Consider the following 16,258-nt stretch of genomic DNA (forward strand, 5'->3'; position numbering starts at 1 on the left):
ATCCGTCCCTTCACCCATGCATGAACTATGGAATACGCTCCAGGCATCAGTCAGCTGGCTGGCCTGCTGGCCGACCCCGGGCGCGCGGCGATGCTGTGGGCGCTGATGGATGGCAGTGCCCGGCCCGCTGGCGAGCTGGCGCTCATAGCCGGGCTGTCGGCGTCGTCCACCAGCGGCCACCTGGCAAGGCTGTCCGAAGGCGGGTTGCTTGCCGTGGAATCACGCGGGCGCAATCGCTACTACCGCCTGGCGGCGCCGGAAATCGGCGTTGCCATCGAGGCGCTGGCCACGGCATCGCTGGTGAGCCAGCCGCCGCGCATGCGGGTCGTGCCCGTTTCGCGCGGCACGCCCCCTGCACTCCGCCAGGCGCGCACCTGTTATGACCACCTGGCCGGGGAACTTGCGGTGGGTCTGTTCGAACGAATGTCGCAGGCGGGCTGGCTGGCCGTGGATGGCACGCGGATCGACCTGACCGGCGACGGCACGCAGGCCATGACGCTGCTGGGCATCGACCTGGACGCCACGCGGCGCAAGCGCCGCCAGTTCGCCTGTACCTGCCCCGACTGGAGCGAGCGCAAGCCGCACTTGGGCGGCGCGCTGGGCGCGGCCTTGCTGGAAACCATGCTGGAGAAGGGCTGGATCGAGCCAACCCACGCGTCACGGGCATTGCGCGTGACGCCACGGGGGCATCGCGAGATCGGGAAAGTGGCCGCATGACTGGAGCAACGGGGCCACAAAGGAGTCACAGATGGCAATAGAACTGGATGACGACGCGCAGGACGCCGTAAGCCGGCTGTTCGCGCTGATCAACCTGGGAGACACCCAGCAGACCACGCGGCACCTGGCGCTGTTCGAGGAAGCGCTGGAGGATGACGAGGGGGACGAGGCCGACGCCGAGATGCTGCTCTTCCAGATCAAGGAGATCATCGACTGGGAAGCAGGCTTCTATGTCGACTGGAAGGACGTGGAGTCCTTTATCGGCTGCCTGACCCAGCTCTGCGAGCGCATTGACCTGGAGATCGACTGGGGCACCGACGACCCCGAGGACGAGGATTTCCTGGAAGGTACCAGCGTGCCCGAACTGATGGAACTGGCCACCGACCAGCTGCGCGTGGCCGGCTACACGCTATGGAACTGGGATACCGGTGGCGACGCGTACGCGGGCTGGATCACGCGCAGCGAGGACGACGACGAAATGCTGGAGATCGCCGACACGCTCAGCTTCGACCTGCGCAGCGGCGACCAGCCTTACTGATTCGCCCCGCTGTCCGGGCCGGCCGTCAGTTGCCGGCCGCCTGCCGTTTATTCGAGCGTCAGGATAGTGGGCGCGGCATCGTCTTCTTCCAGCGCTTCGGTGACGTCCGGCAGCAAGGTGGCGCCCAGGCGCGATGCGGGGCGCCGCGCGTTTTCCGGCACGCCCAGCGTTTCTTCCAGCGCGTTCAGGAAGGCGCGCACGCTGGCCGGCATCAGCTTGCGCGCGGGCATCAGCACATAGACCTTGAGCGGTGACGACGAATAGCCGGGCAGCACCCGCACCAGTTGCCCCTGCACCAGTTGTTCGTGTACGAACCGCGGCGACAGGCGCGTAACGCCCAGGCCATCGACCGCCGCCTTCAGCCGCACCTCGGCGTTGTGCGTGCAGATGCGCGGCTCCACGTCGAGCGAGAGCGTCTCCACGCCGTCGCGCAGGAATTCCCAGTGCGAGTCGTCGAGATTGCCGACGGTGGGCCAGCCCTGCAGGTCTTGGGGCGCGCGTGGCAGGCCGCGCTCGCGGATCAGCGAGGGCGCCGCATAGAACGCACGCTCGATCAGCACCACACGCTTGCTGGCAAACGAGCTGTCGTGCAGGCTCGTATCCGTCATCACGAACGCCAGGTCGTAGCCGTGGCGGATCAGGTCGGGCTGGTCCCAGTTCATGTCCAGCTGCACACGCAGCGACGGATGCTGCTTGAGCAGCCGGTTCACCGTCGGCGACAGGTGCTGCGAGCCCACTTCGTACGGCGTGGCGATTCGGATCGTGCCGCTGACTTCGGCGCTGACCGAAGCCGCCTCGGCACTGATCTCGCGCAGCGCGCCAAACAATGGCGACACGCGATCGTAGAGCTGCTGACCGCGCTGGGTGACGCGCACGCGGCGGGTGGTGCGCTCGAAAAGCCGCACGCCCAACTGGCCTTCCAGCCTTGCCACCGCGGCGCTGGCCGATGACTTCGGGACTTCGGCCAGTTCGGCCCCCTGTGTAAAGCCGCCGCCTTCCACCACACGGCAGAAGATCTCCCAGTCCTTCCAGTCAATCGTTTTCATGCGCAACCTTTCGAAGCTTGGCATCGGGAAAACCCTTACCCGATCGGCCGCGATTGTCCCACAACACGAACAATCGTGGAGTCCACGTTCGAAGTAGGGATATTACGAGAACGTGACATCAACGTGACATTTGCATGGACTGTGCGATTGCAGCCACGGTGCAGATCGGGAAAACCTACATTGAGAATCGATCTCATTAGACTCTACGATTCACACACGTCGCCCTGATGGGCTTTTTTGTCCGAGGAGTGGATCCATGCACAAGATCGTTGCCGCAACCTTTATCGGCCTGTTCTCCACCGCCGCATTCGCAGGTGCCAATTGCGAGAAGCATCCCAAGTCCGAATGGATGCCCGAGGCCGACGCCAAGGCCAAGATCGAGGCCCAGGGCTACAACATCAAGAAGTTCAAGGTCGACGGCAACTGCTACGAAATCTACGGCACCACGAAGGACGGCAAGAAGGCCGAGATCTACTTCGATACCAAGACGCTGGACATCGTCAAATCCGAAATCGGGAAGTAAGCATGGCAACCCCGGCGGATCGCGTGTATCCGCGCGACACGATTCGCGTCTGGGACCTGGCCGTCCGCTTCACGCACTGGAGCGTGGCGGCCATCGTCTGCTATGACCTGATCGACGATTCGGGCGACCAGGTGCATCGCGTAGTGGGCTATGTGGCCGCCGGGCTGGTGCTGTTCCGCATTGTCTGGGGATTTTTCGGTACCGAGCACGCGCGCTTTCGGGCCTGGCTGCCACCCCCCGCCGGTGTGCTGGCCTATGGCCGCGCACTGATGCGCGGCCGTGCGCCGCGCTTTATCAGCCATACCCCGCTGGGCGCGGTGATGATGCTGGCGATGTGGGCGCTGATCCTGGCGCTGGCCGTCACCGGCTGGATGTCGCGGCTCGATCCGTTCTGGGGCGAGGACTGGCCCATCGACATTCATCGCTGGCTGTCGAATACGCTGCTTGTCCTGGTGGCGCTGCATGTGGCCGCGGCGATTGCGATGAGCATCAAGGGTGGCGAAAACCTGATCGCCGCAATGCTTACCGGGCGCAAGCGCCGCGACACCGACCAGCCTTCCTGAAAATCGGGATTGTCGAGCTTTCGGAATTGCCACGCGCTGGCTACGATGGTTGCCAACGCCGTTGCGCGTGCGTGGCAGCGGTGCCAACCAACCCGGAGAACGACAATGAAGATCCTGATGGTGCTCACCTCGCATGACAAGCTTGGCAATACGGGCAAGAAGACCGGCTTCTGGCTCGAGGAATTCGCCGCGCCCTACTACGTGTTCAAGGATGCGGGCGTCGATGTCACGCTGGCGACACCCAGGGGCGGCCAGCCGCCGCTCGATCCCAAGAGTGACGAACCCGACTTCAAGACCGACGCCACGCGCCGGTTCCAGAGCGACCCTGCCGCCCAGAAGCACCTGGCCGCCACGCTGACGCTGGACCAGGTCAAGGCCGACGACTTCGATGCTGTCTTCTATCCGGGCGGCCACGGCCCGCTGTGGGACCTGACCGAAGACAAGCGGTCGATCGCGCTGCTCGAAGCGTTCGACCGCGCCGGCAAACCCATGGCGCTGGTGTGCCATGCGCCCGGCGTGCTGCGCCACGTGAAGCGCGCCGATGGCGAACCGCTGGTCAAGGGCCGCAAGGTCACGGGCTTCACCAATACCGAGGAAGAGGCCGTACAGCTGACCAATGTGGTGCCGTACCTGGTGGAAGACGTGCTCAAGGCGAACGGCGGCCAGTTCTCGCGAACCGATGACTGGGGCAGCTATGCCGTGGTCGACGGACTGCTGGTCACAGGGCAGAACCCCGCGTCATCCGAGGCCGGTGCGCATGAACTGCTGAAGCTGCTGAAGAAGTAATTCGTGCCGCCGCGCCCGCGCGCCTCAACGCGAGCGGCGCGGCTTCGCCGCATGCCGCACCTCGCGCGTGAATTGCGCGCAGGCGTGTGTCATCAGGTCCTCGGAACGATAGACCAGGAACAGCTGGAAGTCCGGCAGCTCGTCGGCAATCGGCAATCGCACCAGCGCCTCGGGATCGAGCTTCAGCGGCCCCGTGCCATCGAACACGTAGTTCGACCACACGCTGATCAGGTCGGTCTTCGTCGCCAGCTGCAACCCCAGCAGGTTCGATGCGCTCTGCACGATGCGCTTGGGCATGTCCAGGCGGTGCAGGCGCATCAGGCTGGCCAGCGGGCTGCCCGGATCGTCCAGCGGATCGAGCGTCAGCCAGTCGGCATCGAGCAACGCGCGCAGGCGTCGTGCCCGGCGCAGCGGATGCCCCGCCCGCACTGCCAGGCCCATGCCGACGGAAAACAGCGGCTCCCATTGCATGCCGCCACCACCGGGGCCGCTGTTGGTCGAGATCAGGCCAAGATCGAGCCGTCCTTCACGTAACCCTTCCAGGATCTGTTGCGGGCGCAGCTCCTGCGCGCGCAGCGTCACATTCGGATAGCGCTGGCGGTAGGCGGCCATTGCATCGGGCAGCGCGGCGCTGGACGCCACGGCGGTAAAGCCGATGTGAAGCTGCGCCTCGGCATGGCCGCGGATCGATTCGATATCTTCCAGCGCATGCCGCAGTTCCTGCTCGACCACCGTGGCACGCCGCACCAGCGCCAGGCCGTAGGCCGTCAGGCTCACTCCGCGCACCGAGCGCGACATCAGCGTGACGCCCAGTTCGCGCTCAAGCTCGGCAATGGCCTTGGACAGCGCCGGCTGCGACGTATGCAGGCTGCGCGCAGCCTCGTGGATGCTGCCGTGCTGGGCCACCGCCAGCAGCACGCGCAGTTGTTGCAGCTTCATCAGGGTTTCTCCCCATCGTCCGGTTGCCGATGCCTTGCCTTGGTGCGCGCGTGCGCAATTGCCGTGCATGGCACTTCTGAATGCGCCGCGTAGGTACTAGTCCTGATGGTGCGCGGCGAGTGATGATGTCCGTGATGCCATTTGGTTATCACGATGACAATAAATGATTTTTGGGGCGGCGTGTTTGCCGGAATACTGCATCGCCAAGGACGTACGACTTGCGCGATGGATGCCACCCCAGGCTCCACGATTCCCGTAACCCAGTTCGTGGAGCCCCTCACATGAACGACGCAACCCTGCCCGCCGGCGCGCCGCTCTCCGCTGCCACCGTCGCTGCCCCCGCCACCCCGGCCAAGGCGAAGCAAAGCCAGTTCCGCCTGATCGCCGCATGCTCCATCGGCAATGCGCTGGAGATGTTCGACTTCACGGTCTACAGCTTCTTCTCGCTGCTGATCGGCAAGCTGTTCTTTCCGTCCGACAGCCCCTACGGTTCGCTGCTGCTGGCCGTCGCCACGTTCGGCATCGGCTTTGTCATGCGCCCACTGGGCGGCGTGCTGATCGGCAACTATGCCGACCGTCATGGCCGCAAGGCCGCCATGACGCTGACCATCGGCCTGATGGTGCTGGGCACGCTGTGCATCGCGCTGGCCCCCACCTACGCCACGGCCGGCGTGTTCGGATCGCTGACCATCCTGGCGGGCCGCTTGCTGCAGGGTTTCTCGCTTGGTGGCGAAATTGGCGCGTCCACCGCGATGCTGATGGAAGGCGGCGACGTGCGGGGCCGCGGCTGGCGCGTAAGCTGGCAGATCGGGAGCCAGGGCATTTCCGCGCTGGCCGGCGCCGCCACGGGCGCCGCGCTCTACGCCTTGCTGCCCACTGCCGCGCTGGAAAACTGGGGCTGGCGCGTACCTTTCCTGATGGGCCTGCTGATCGCACCGGTGGGTCTCTATATCCGCGCCAATCTCGATGAAACGCATGAGGCCGACGCGCACGCACCGAGCCCCGTTGGCGAATTGTTCCGCCATCACGCCAGCAAGGTGGTGCTGGGCATCCTGGCCGGCACCGCCGGTACTGCCACGATGTACCTGGTGGTGTTCTTCATGCCGACGTACATGATCCGCGTGCTGCATATGCCGGCGTCGCTGTCGTTCCTGTCGGGCTGCGTCACGGGTGTCACGCTGCTGGTGGTGTCGCTGGCCGCAGGCACGCTGGCGGACCGTCTGGAACGCCGCAAGCCGCTGGTGGCGGGGTCGCTGCTGTTCAGCCTGATTGCCGTCTATCCCGCGTTCTGGCTGATGAACCACTACCCGAGCGTGCCGCTGGTGCTGGGCCTGTCCGCGCTGCTGACCGCCAGCATCAACCTGGGCACCACGCCGCTGTTCCTGATGCTGCTGGAGATGCTGCCGGCCGGCGTGCGTGCCACGGGCCTGGCCGTGATCTACAGCGTGGGCGTGACGGTGTTCGGCGGCTCGTCGCAATTCATCGTCACCTGGCTGCTGGCGAAGACCGGCAATCCGATGGCCCCGGCCTTCTACATGATGGCGTGCGGCGTGCTGGCCCTGGTTGCCGTGCTGCGCATTGCCGAGAAACGCGAACACTGATCCACCATCGATTTCCCGCGAGCCCCACTTTCCGAGACCTCTCCATGACCCGCGAACCGACCCTGACCCCGTTTCAGCTGCTGCCGCACCTGCTGCCTGCCATCGACACCGAGACCTTCGTCAACATTCGCCGCCAGATCCACGCGCAGCCCGAACTGGGCTTCGAGGTGGGCGCCACCAGCCGGCTCGTCGCCACGCTGCTGGAAAGCTGGGGCTACACGGTGCATACCGGCATCGGCAAGAGCGGCGTGGTGGGCCAGCTGAAGGTGGGCAACGGCACGCGCCGCCTGGGCATCCGGGCCGACATGGACGCCCTGCCGATCGTCGAGGCCACCGGCCTGCCCTACGCCAGCAAGACCCCGGGCCGCATGCATGCGTGCGGGCACGACGGGCACACCGCCATCCTGCTGGCCGCCGCCAAGGCGCTTGCCGATTCGCGCAGCTTCGACGGCACGCTGAACCTGATCTTCCAGCCCGACGAAGAAAACCTGTGCGGCGCGCGCGCGATGATCAACGATGGCCTGTTCGAGCGCTTTCCATGCGATGCAGTGTTCGCGCTGCACAACATGCCCGGCGTGCCCGCCGGATCGTTCCGTGTACTGGAGGGCCCCGTGAGCCTGTCGTCCGATGTGGCCGACGTGACGATTCGCGGTGTGGGCGGCCACGGCGCGATGCCCCATCGTTCGAAGGATCCCATTGCCGCGTCGGCGGCCATCATCACCGCCCTGCAAACAGTGGTGGCGCGCAACGTGGCGCCCGACGACACGGCGGTGGTGTCGGTCGGCTTCATCCACGCCGGCGCCACGCACAACGTGATTCCGGAGGAGGTCAAGATCGGCCTCAATGTGCGCGCGGCACGGCCCGAGACGCGCGCACTGGTGGAAGCACGCATCTACGAGATCGTCAGCCTGACCGCGCAGGCCCACGGTGTGACGGCGCAGATCGACTACCGCCAGCTGACGCCACCGATGGTCAACGCGGCCGGTCCCACTGCCCTGGCCGCCGAGGTCTGCCAGGAACTGGTGGGCACCGAGCAGGTGGTCACGCAGGCGCCCAAGGGCCTGAACGGCAGCGAGGACTTCGCCTGGATGCTCGATGCGGTGCCCGGCTGCTACCTGATCCTGGGCAACGGCGAAGGCGAATTCGGTGGCTGCATGGTCCACAACCCCGGCTACGACTTCAACGACCAGGTGCTGCCGCTGGGCGCCGCGGCGTGGGTACGGCTGGCGCAGCGCTTCCTGGTCCCCGCGTGCTGACCCGGAAAAACCCAATAGCCGAATCTTTAAATTCTGTGGCATAGTTGCCACCGTTGTATCCCGCGATATCGGGAGAGCCCGTTGCTGCCGCCAGGCAGCGCGGCGCCGAAGGAGCAACCGCCCCGGAAACTCTCAGGCAAAAGGACCGGTATCGCCATTGAACTCTGAAGAACCCCCGGCCTGTACGTCGGCCGGCGGTACCGAAGGAGCAAGCGAGCCCTGCTCGCGAATCTCTCAGGTCAAGGACAGAGGGGGCGTCCGCGAGAAGCGCATGGTGCGCCGTGGACTGCCACCCCATGACGTCCTGGAAGACCTTCCACATGAAATCCATTGCAGTGATCGGCGGCGGGATTACCGGCGTCACGACCGCGTACGCGCTGGCAAAACGCGGACTCTCCGTCACGCTGTTCGAGCGCCATCGCTATGCGGCCATGGAAACGTCGTTCGCCAACGGCGGCCAGCTGTCCGCGTCGAATGCCGAAGTCTGGACGCACTGGTCCACGCTGGCCAAGGGCATCAAATGGATGCTGCGCGCCGATGCGCCGCTGCTGGTGAATCCGCGCCCCACCTGGCACAAGCTGAGCTGGTTCGCGGAATTCATGGCCTCGATCCCGCATTACCGCGCCAACACGGTGGAGACCGCGCGGCTGGCAATCGCCGCACGCCAGCACCTGTTTGCCTGGGCCGACGCGGAAGGCATCGACTTCGACCTGAAGCGGCGCGGCATCCTGCATATTTATCGCAACAAGGCGGGCTTCGAGCATGCCGGGCGGGTCTCGAAGCTGCTTGCCGAAGGCGGTCTGGAGCGCCACGCGGTGACGCCGGCGGAAATGCGCGACATCGAGCCCACGCTGGCCGGCAACTTCTATGGCGGCTACTACACCGAAAGCGACGCCACGGGCGACATCCACAAGTTCACCGGCGGCCTGGCCGCCGCGATCCGCCGCCTGGGCGTGCAGACGCTGTACAACCAGGACGTACGCTCGATTGCCACCACGGGCCGGCGCGCGACGGTGGTGTCGGCCGAAGACAACCTGCCCGCATCGCGCGAGTTCGACGGCGTGGTGGTGTGCGCGGGCGTGGCAAGCCGGGCGTTCGCGCAGCAGCTTGGCGATCGCGTCAACATCTATCCGGTCAAGGGCTACTCGATCACGGTGAACCTGAACGACGCCGAAAGCCAGGCCAGCGCGCCGACGGTGAGCCTGCTCGACGACGAGACCAAACTCGTGACCAGCCGGCTGGGCGCCGACCGCTTCCGCGTAGCCGGCACGGCCGAGTTCAACGGCATCAACCGCGACATCCGCGCCGACCGCATCCGTCCGCTGGTCGACTGGGTGCATGCGTGCTTCCCCGGCGTCAGCACGCGCAGCGTGGTGCCCTGGGCAGGCCTGCGCCCGATGATGCCGAACATGATGCCGCGCGTCGGCCGGGGCCATGCCGCCAACGTGTTCTACAACACCGGGCACGGGCACCTGGGCTGGACGCTGTCGGCCGTGACGGCGGAGATGGTGGGGGATGTGGTGCGGCACGCGGCGACACAAGACGGGCGCGTTGCGGTGGGCCAGGGCGTGGGCGGCGTAGCAGCCTGATACGCCCGCCCTCTCCCCCGCCCCTCTCCCGCCATGCGGGAGAGGGGAGACCACCAGGGGCAGGATCCCGGGCGGCGTCGGTCTGGGGGACGTTCTGATTCCGGAAATGAAAAAGCCCCGCTCGTTCGAGCGGGGCTTTCGAATTTGTGCCCAGAAGCGACTCGGTCACCCATGCGCGACCCCGGATTGCGCTTGCAGGCGCAGTCTTTTCGAGTCCCCACGGGAGTCCCCACGGACTTCCCTTTCTGGGCGCACAAATGAAAAGACCCCGCTCATTGAGCGGGGTCTTTGAATTGGTGCCCAGAAGAGGACTCGAACCTCCACAGTGTTGCCACCGCTAGGACCTGAACCTAGTGCGTCTACCAATTCCGCCATCTGGGCTTCGTTTCGCTGCATTGCTGCGTTGAAGCGAGACGCGAATTCTACATAAGCTCTGGCAATTTGCAAGCCCTTTTTCACGTCATCGTAAAAATCAGCTGTTCTGCACCCCAAGGTACAGGCTGCCGTCCAGCACATAGCGGTTGCGCCCTGCCCGCTTGGCGCGATACATGGCGCTGTCGGCGCGATGCAGCAGCGGCTCCAGCCGTGCCGCCTCGGGGACCGCGCACACCGCGCCCACGCTGATCGTCACGTATGGCTGCACGGGGGTGCCGTTGTGCGGGATGCCCAGTTCCCGCACCGCCGCCACCATGCTGCGGGCGGTGGCACGCGTTTCGTCGGTCGACGAATCGGGCAGCACCACCGCGAATTCCTCGCCGCCCAGTCGGGCACAGAACTGCGCGCCGTGCAGCACGCCGGTCAGCGCCGCGGCCACCTGCCGCAGGCAATCGTCGCCGCACGGGTGGCCGTACAGGTCGTTGTATTGCTTGAACAGGTCGACGTCCAGGATCAGCAGGCCGATTTCCTTGCCGCGCTCGTGGGCCCGCGCCACGGCGGCCAGCGATTCGCGCTGGAAGTAGCGCCGGTTCGGGATGCCGGTCAGCGCGTCGATATCGAGGTCGGCCTGCACGCGCGAGAGTTGCTCTGCCGTTTCGCCAAGCTGCGTCGCCAGCGCCTGCTCGCGCGACTGGTAGCGGCTGATGTCGCGCATGAACACCAGCAGGCCGATCTGCTTGCCGTCCATCCGGCACACGGGCTCCACCGTCAGTTCGTATCCCAGCCCGTCTGGAATGAAAGGCGCCGCCTCGTCGGGATCGCTCAGCGCGTGGTGCCACGCGGGGGGCGGTATCTGGCCGCGGCGCAGGTCGGACACCAGCCGCGCGGCAGCGGGATTGAACTCGACGATGCGTCCGTCGGCGCCCAGGATCACGCAGCCTTCGCGGATCGCGTCGAACACGCGCAGCCGCGCGTAGTGGCCGGTATCGTCCAGGTGCGTGCGCAGCGCGCAGAACCACACCAGCAGGGTCATCAGGGAAAACGTGGCCGGCGTCAGGTCGCCGCCCAGCGGGCCGGTCCAGCGGTACAGGTAGGCGATGTGCGTGACCAGCGGCAGCAACAGTCCGGCCATCAGCACGTTGCGGCCGCGCACCGACAGCGCCGCGTTCGGCACCTCGGCGGTCGCCAGGAAATACATGCTGAGCCCCAGCATCGCGTAGGTCCAGGCCGCCACGGCGGTATAGCCAACGCCATGACGAAACACCGCGCCCGGCGAGACACCCGGCGGCATCAGTTCGATGGAGGTCCAGATCAGGTGATGGCGCTCGTTGGTGAACACCAGCGCCAGCGTCAGCAAGGCAAAGAACACCGGCACCCAGAGCATCGACCACGGCACGACAAAGCGCGGCCGGCTCAGGTGAACCATCGCCACCAGCCAGCCGATCGGCACGGCCACGATGCCCGCATACTGGAGCTTGGCCCAGAAGATGCGGCCTGACAGCTCCGTCTCGCTGATTTCCAGCAACCGGCCGCCGCTCCAGATCGTCACGCCCGCCGCCAGTACCAGGAAGGCGCGGACGGTGGGATCATCGCGGCGCGGCCATGCCGCGACGGCCATGCCCACACTGCACACCACGGCAATGGTCAGGCAGAGGACGAGAGGATACGATGGCATGGAAGGTGGGCCGAACCGGATGGCGAGCCCCGTCCGGCGGTGCGGGGCGAACCATTATAGGCCCCCGGGGTCCGACACTGGCGTACCGGCGTGCCGCCGCAACACCCCCGCCCTGGTCCACCCCCGATCGCCACCTTTCAGGAACAAGGACGTGCCTTTCATCCTTCTCGGCATTGCACTCATCGCCGCCTTTGTCTACGGCCTGGTCCGGCTCTACCAGGTGGTGACCGCCGCGTCCGGCATGCTGGCCGGCGCCGCCGCCGTCATCCTTGTACTGGCGGTGCTGACGGCGCTGGGCGTGGCGTGGCTGCGCCGCTACCGGGCCATCCATGGCCGGCGCATCAAGGGCGAGCGCATCCTGGCCCTGCACGGCGAATGGGGATCGCTCAAGGTCGATGCCGAGCGCAAGAACGGCGTGCTGGAGATGAACGGCCAGCGCCAGGTGCTGATCTTTGCCGACATCGACGGCGCCCGGCCCGAGGCGCGCCAGGGCCGCTGGTATGTCGTTGTTGCCCTGCGCCACAGCCGCCAGGGCGAGTGGGTGATCCCGGTGACCAACCGGGACGCCGCCAACCTGTGGACGAAGATCTTCCGGCTGGCCGCGCTGCAGAAGCTCTGAGCGCCGGGCCTGGATCGCCAGGCCCCGGGCGCGGACCAGGGTCGGATCAGGGTCGGAATGGCTGGCCCATCGGCTTCAGGCGGATGCCGGGCGCCAGGCGGGTCCAGGGCAGATCGGCAGGGTCGGCCGTCATCGGCCCCGGCGCCTTGGCGACCAGCACCGCATGCGCGATGCCCTGGAAATCCGCGCGGAAATGTACCGAGCTCTTGTTCACCAGGATCTTCATCGCCTCGGGCTCGACCCCGCCCACGCGGTAGAGGTTGCGATCGAGCATCTGCGCCTTGCCGCCGCTCACCACCACCTGCACGCCGCCAATACCCAACAGCGCCACCGGCCCGACATCGGCCAGCATGCCGTGCATCATCGGCCCGCCAAAGCGGCACACGCCGTCAGACAGCCCGAGCACCTCGAAGCGCTCCTGCAACGGCTCGTCGCCGGGAACGCCCGACACGCCGCCCAACGCCACGTCGATCACCGCGCCCACGCCGGCACGATGCGCGGCAGCCGCCACGGCCGGATCCCAGATCAGGCCGATGGCCGCGCCCTGCGCGCCGTTGCGCAGCAACGCGCGCAGCATGCCCATCGTGTTCGAGTCGCCGCCAGCGCCGGGGTTGTCCTGGGTATCGGCGATGACCACCGGGCGCGTGGCGTCCGCGGCCATCCGCATGGCTTCGCGCACCGCGTCGTCAGGCGACAGGAACGGCACCTCCCAGGCGGATTCCTCGGCCAGCATCCGGTCGTAGAGCGCCTGTACGGCGGCTTCGGCAGCGGTCTCATCGTCGCCATAGCCCCAGATGACCGGCCCGCATTCGGGAAAGTCGGCGGCCGGAAAACCCGGCGCGAACGACAGCGACACCACTCCGCCGGACTCCAGTTCTGCCAGCGCCGCGTACAGGCCACGTGCGGGCTCCAGCATCGTGCACATGCCGTTGATCGGAATCAGGAACGGCAGACGGCGCGCGGCCGCACGCCAGCGGCGCGGGCCGGCCAGCAGCGGCTGCAGCAGTTCCGCCGCGCGCACGCCGGTTTCGGCCATGTCGACGTGCGGATAGGTGCGATAGGCCACCAGCGCATCGGCGGCATCGAGCATGCGCTGCGTGACATTGGCGTGCAGGTCCAGCGACGCCACCAGCGGCACGTCGGGGCCGATCACCTCGCGCAGGCGTGCCAGCAGTTCGCCTTCGCCATCGTCGGCATGCTCGGCCACCATGGCGCCATGCAGGTCCAGGTAGATGGCATCGAAGCCGCCCGCGCGTGCCGCCGCGACGATTTCGCCGGCGATGCGTTCGAACGCATCCTCGGTCACGTGCGCCGAAGGGCTGGCGCCAGCCCAGATCACCGGGCTCAGGGCCCAGCCGTTGCGCTGCGCGGCCTGGATAAACCCGCCTACGGGGATATTCACATCGCGCAGCGCCAGCACGTCGTTGCCGCGCGCCATGGCCGGAAAGCCCTCGCCGCGCTCGAAGCTGGCATAGGTGGCCCTGGACGGCGCAAACGTATTGGTTTCGTGCTGGAAACCGGCGATCAGGATTCGGGGTGCCAAGGGGCTCTCCATGTTCATGTTGTCTTCAGACCGTGGCCGGGCCGCCATGCGGCGCGGGCATGCGATTGACCACCAGCGTCACCGCGCCTGCCACCAGCAGCGCCACCATCACCAGCAGGCCTGCCTGCATGCTGCCCGTGGCCGTGCGCACCCAGCCGATGATGGTCGGGCTCAGGAAGCCGCCGATCAGGCCGATCGTGTTGATCAGCGCGATGCCGCCCGCTGCGGCGTCGCCCTTCAGGTATTGCGACGGAATGGCCCAGAACACCGTGTAGGCCGTCCACATCATTGCCGTGGCAATCGTCATGCACAACAGCGACACCGGCAGGTTGCCGCTGGACAGCGTGGCCACCGCCAGCGCCACCGCGCCGATGAAGGCTGGCACCGCGCTGTGCAGGCGCCGCTCGCCGCGACGGTCGGAGCGCCGGCCGATCACGACCATGGCGATCGCGGCGGCGATATACGGGATCATCGAGTACAGGCCGATCTGCATGGTGTCGGTCACGCCATCCGCCTTGAGGATAGACGGCAGCCAGAAGCTGACGGCATAGATGCCGCAGATCATCGTGAAGTAGGCGAAGGCCAGCAGGTACACGCGCGGATCGCGCGCCACCTGGCCGAACGAATGGTGGCCTGCGCCGGGCGTGTGCAGTTCTGCGGCAATCATGCGCTTTTCGGCATCGGTCAGCCACCTGGCATCGGCCGGGCGGTCGGCCAGCACGCGCAGCGCCAGCACGCCCAGCAACACGCACGGCAGGCCTTCCACCAGGAACATCCACTGCCAGCCTTCCAGGCCGTGCGTGCCCGACAGGCCGGTCATCAGCCACGTCGACAGCGGCGAGCCAAAGATGCCGCCGATGGGCCCGGCCAGCATCACCACGGCCATCACGCGTGCCATGCGCTGCTGGCCGTACCAGTACGTCAGGTAGAAGATCATGCCCGGCGCGAAGCCCGCCTCGAACACGCCGAGCAGGAATCGCATCACGTAGAACGTGGTTTCGTCGCGCACGAACATCATGCCGGCCGACGTCAGGCCCCACAGCACCAGGATGCGGCTGATGGTCTTGCGTGCGCCGATACGGGGCAGCAGCAGGTTGCTCGGGATCTCGAACAGCACATAGCCGAAGAAGAAGATGCCGGCACCCAGGCCGTAGACAGCGTCGGAAAAGCCCAGGTCGCTCTGCATCTGCAGCTTGGCAAAGCCGATGTTGACGCGGTCCAGGTAGGCAAACGTATAGCAGAGCAGCAGGAACGGCAGCAGGCGCCAGTTCAGCTTGCGGTACAGCGCCTGTTGCGCGGCGCTGTCGTGCGCCGGCATGGTGCGTGGGGGCAGTGTGGTGGACATTCGATCTCTCTCCTGTGGGCGTCCTCGTGGATGCGATGAACGTTGTGCTGTCGCTGTTTTCTTGTTGTCGGAGGATCGTCGGTCAGATGAAAAAACAGAGCAAGAGCAACTTTAGTCGGCTATCGTTGCCCAATCGGCAACAGCTTGGCTTTCGACATGCGAGAACTGAACCAGCGCAGGCTGCGCTATTTCCACGAGGTGCTGACGCACGGATCGATCCGGGGCGCAGCCGACAGCATCAATACGTCGCCATCTGTCATCACGCGCCAGATCCGCCTGCTGGAGGACGAGGTGGGCGCGCCGCTGTTCGACCGCCACGCGCGCGGCGTGCAGCCCACCGAGGTGGCGCTACATCTGCTGGAGTACTGGCAGGGCTGCCGTGCGCAACAGGAGCTGTTCGAAGACCGCCTGCAGGCCCTGCGTGGGTTGCAGCACGGCCAGATCCGCATTGCCACCAGCGAGGGCTATGTCGACGGCCTGATGGACGAGGTGCTGACCGACTTCTGCGCCCAGTACCCGCGGCTCGACGTCACGGTGGACACCCTGCCCGTGAACAACGTGCTGCAGGAGGTGGCCGAAAGCCGCGCGCATATCGGCCTGGCCTATAACCCGCCGTCACATGCCGATGTGCGCTGGGTGGCAACGTCGTCCCAGCCCGTGGTGCTGCTGGTGCATGCCGGGCATCCGCTGGCCGTGCGCGGCACGCGGGTGGACGTACGCGAACTGGCCGACTATCCGCTGGCGATGATGCCGCCGGCGTTCGGCCTCGGGCAGATCGTGCAGATGCTGGCCTATGCCGAGAACATCCAGATCCGGCCCACGCTCACCACCAACTCGCTGGCCGTGCTGCGGCACTTCGTCAAGCGCCATCACGGCATCACGCTGATCGGCGCATTTGCCGCCTATCGCGAACTGGCTTCGGGCGACCTGGTGACGCTGCCGATTGCCCATCCGCTGTTCGAGGCGGCCAAGGCGCGGCTGCTGGTCAAGGCGGGACGCCCGCTGGGCATGGCTGCCGACACGCTGCTGGGCTGCATCCAGCGCGACATGTCGATGTTCGCGGCCCCGGCACCGCGCGGGCGCGCGCGACCCACCGCGCGACCGGCGCGCAAGTCGCCGTGAACGTGGCGAGCGTCCGCTAGA

At 66.6% G+C, this 16,258-nt stretch carries 15 protein-coding genes, 1 tRNA gene and 1 riboswitch; of the genes, 10 read left to right on the plus strand and 6 right to left on the minus strand.

Annotated features, from left to right (window positions below; genetic code table 11):
* The first annotated feature begins 27 nt into the window (after positions 1-27).
* A complete protein-coding gene (locus ACOABP_RS22655) occupies positions 28-717 on the plus strand; it encodes an ArsR/SmtB family transcription factor (protein ID WP_474227899.1) in 690 nt (229 codons plus the stop codon).
* A gap of 31 nt (positions 718-748) precedes the next feature.
* Positions 749-1,255 (plus strand): DUF6630 family protein, encoded by a 507-nt coding sequence (locus ACOABP_RS22660; RefSeq protein WP_474227900.1) that lies wholly within the window; start codon positions 749-751, stop codon positions 1,253-1,255.
* A gap of 47 nt (positions 1,256-1,302) precedes the next feature.
* Here the strand turns inward: ACOABP_RS22660 and ACOABP_RS22665 are convergent, their stop codons facing one another.
* Positions 1,303-2,301, minus strand: coding sequence for a LysR family transcriptional regulator (locus ACOABP_RS22665; RefSeq protein WP_474227901.1), 999 nt, complete (start codon positions 2,299-2,301; stop codon positions 1,303-1,305).
* A gap of 256 nt (positions 2,302-2,557) precedes the next feature.
* Here ACOABP_RS22665 and ACOABP_RS22670 point away from each other — a divergent pair, with 256 nt between their 5' ends.
* The 3 genes from ACOABP_RS22670 (at position 2,558) to ACOABP_RS22680 (ending at position 4,173) form a co-directional block, all read left to right on the plus strand.
* Positions 2,558-2,824 carry a PepSY domain-containing protein gene (locus ACOABP_RS22670; protein WP_474227902.1) on the plus strand — a complete coding sequence of 89 codons (267 nt, stop codon included), beginning with the start codon at positions 2,558-2,560 and terminating at the stop codon, positions 2,822-2,824.
* Positions 2,825-2,826: 2 nt separating this feature from the next.
* Positions 2,827-3,387 carry a cytochrome b/b6 domain-containing protein gene (locus ACOABP_RS22675; protein ID WP_474227903.1) on the plus strand — a complete coding sequence of 187 codons (561 nt, stop codon included), beginning with the start codon at positions 2,827-2,829 and terminating at the stop codon, positions 3,385-3,387.
* 105 nt (positions 3,388-3,492) lie between these two features.
* A complete protein-coding gene (locus ACOABP_RS22680) occupies positions 3,493-4,173 on the plus strand; it encodes a type 1 glutamine amidotransferase domain-containing protein (protein WP_474227904.1) in 681 nt (226 codons plus the stop codon).
* Positions 4,174-4,197: 24 nt separating this feature from the next.
* Here the strand turns inward: ACOABP_RS22680 and ACOABP_RS22685 are convergent, their stop codons facing one another.
* Positions 4,198-5,112: a LysR family transcriptional regulator gene (locus ACOABP_RS22685; RefSeq protein WP_066740950.1), complete on the minus strand. Its 915-nt coding sequence runs from the start codon at positions 5,110-5,112 to the stop codon at positions 4,198-4,200.
* Positions 5,113-5,393: 281 nt separating this feature from the next.
* On the opposite strand from ACOABP_RS22685, the gene ACOABP_RS22690 reads away from it, so the two are divergent.
* The 3 genes from ACOABP_RS22690 (at position 5,394) to ACOABP_RS22700 (ending at position 9,558) form a co-directional block, all read left to right on the plus strand.
* Entirely contained in the window at positions 5,394-6,713 is a 1,320-nt protein-coding gene (locus ACOABP_RS22690) for an MFS transporter (RefSeq protein WP_474227905.1), read from the plus strand.
* Between the two features lie 44 nt (positions 6,714-6,757).
* Positions 6,758-7,969 (plus strand): M20 aminoacylase family protein, encoded by a 1,212-nt coding sequence (locus tag ACOABP_RS22695; RefSeq protein ID WP_474227906.1) that lies wholly within the window; start codon positions 6,758-6,760, stop codon positions 7,967-7,969.
* Positions 7,970-8,028: 59 nt separating this feature from the next.
* A riboswitch (glycine riboswitch) is annotated at positions 8,029-8,127 on the plus strand.
* Positions 8,128-8,289: 162 nt separating this feature from the next.
* Positions 8,290-9,558, plus strand: a complete 1,269-nt coding sequence (locus tag ACOABP_RS22700; RefSeq protein WP_474227907.1) for a D-amino acid dehydrogenase — start codon at positions 8,290-8,292, stop codon at positions 9,556-9,558.
* A 294-nt stretch (positions 9,559-9,852) separates the two neighbouring features.
* Here ACOABP_RS22700 and ACOABP_RS22705 read toward each other — a convergent pair.
* Both ACOABP_RS22705 and ACOABP_RS22710 read right to left on the minus strand, forming a co-directional pair.
* Positions 9,853-9,939 (minus strand) — tRNA-Leu (locus ACOABP_RS22705).
* Positions 9,940-10,030: 91 nt separating this feature from the next.
* Positions 10,031-11,608: a diguanylate cyclase domain-containing protein gene (locus tag ACOABP_RS22710; RefSeq protein ID WP_474227908.1), complete on the minus strand. Its 1,578-nt coding sequence runs from the start codon at positions 11,606-11,608 to the stop codon at positions 10,031-10,033.
* A 151-nt stretch (positions 11,609-11,759) separates the two neighbouring features.
* On the opposite strand from ACOABP_RS22710, the gene ACOABP_RS22715 reads away from it, so the two are divergent.
* Complete coding sequence (locus tag ACOABP_RS22715; protein WP_474227909.1) at positions 11,760-12,227, plus strand: hypothetical protein; 468 nt, start codon at positions 11,760-11,762, stop codon at positions 12,225-12,227.
* A 46-nt stretch (positions 12,228-12,273) separates the two neighbouring features.
* Here the strand turns inward: ACOABP_RS22715 and ACOABP_RS22720 are convergent, their stop codons facing one another.
* Positions 12,274-13,770: a M81 family metallopeptidase gene (locus ACOABP_RS22720; RefSeq protein ID WP_474227910.1), complete on the minus strand. Its 1,497-nt coding sequence runs from the start codon at positions 13,768-13,770 to the stop codon at positions 12,274-12,276.
* A 25-nt stretch (positions 13,771-13,795) separates the two neighbouring features.
* On the minus strand, positions 13,796-15,115 hold the full coding sequence (locus tag ACOABP_RS22725) for an MFS transporter (protein ID WP_474227911.1): 1,320 nt from the start codon (positions 15,113-15,115) through the stop codon (positions 13,796-13,798).
* 156 nt (positions 15,116-15,271) lie between these two features.
* On the opposite strand from ACOABP_RS22725, the gene ACOABP_RS22730 reads away from it, so the two are divergent.
* Complete coding sequence (locus ACOABP_RS22730) at positions 15,272-16,237, plus strand: LysR family transcriptional regulator (RefSeq protein ID WP_474227912.1); 966 nt, start codon at positions 15,272-15,274, stop codon at positions 16,235-16,237.
* The last annotated feature ends 21 nt before the right edge of the window (positions 16,238-16,258 follow it).

This window comes from Cupriavidus sp. HE11 (assembly GCF_056097175.1).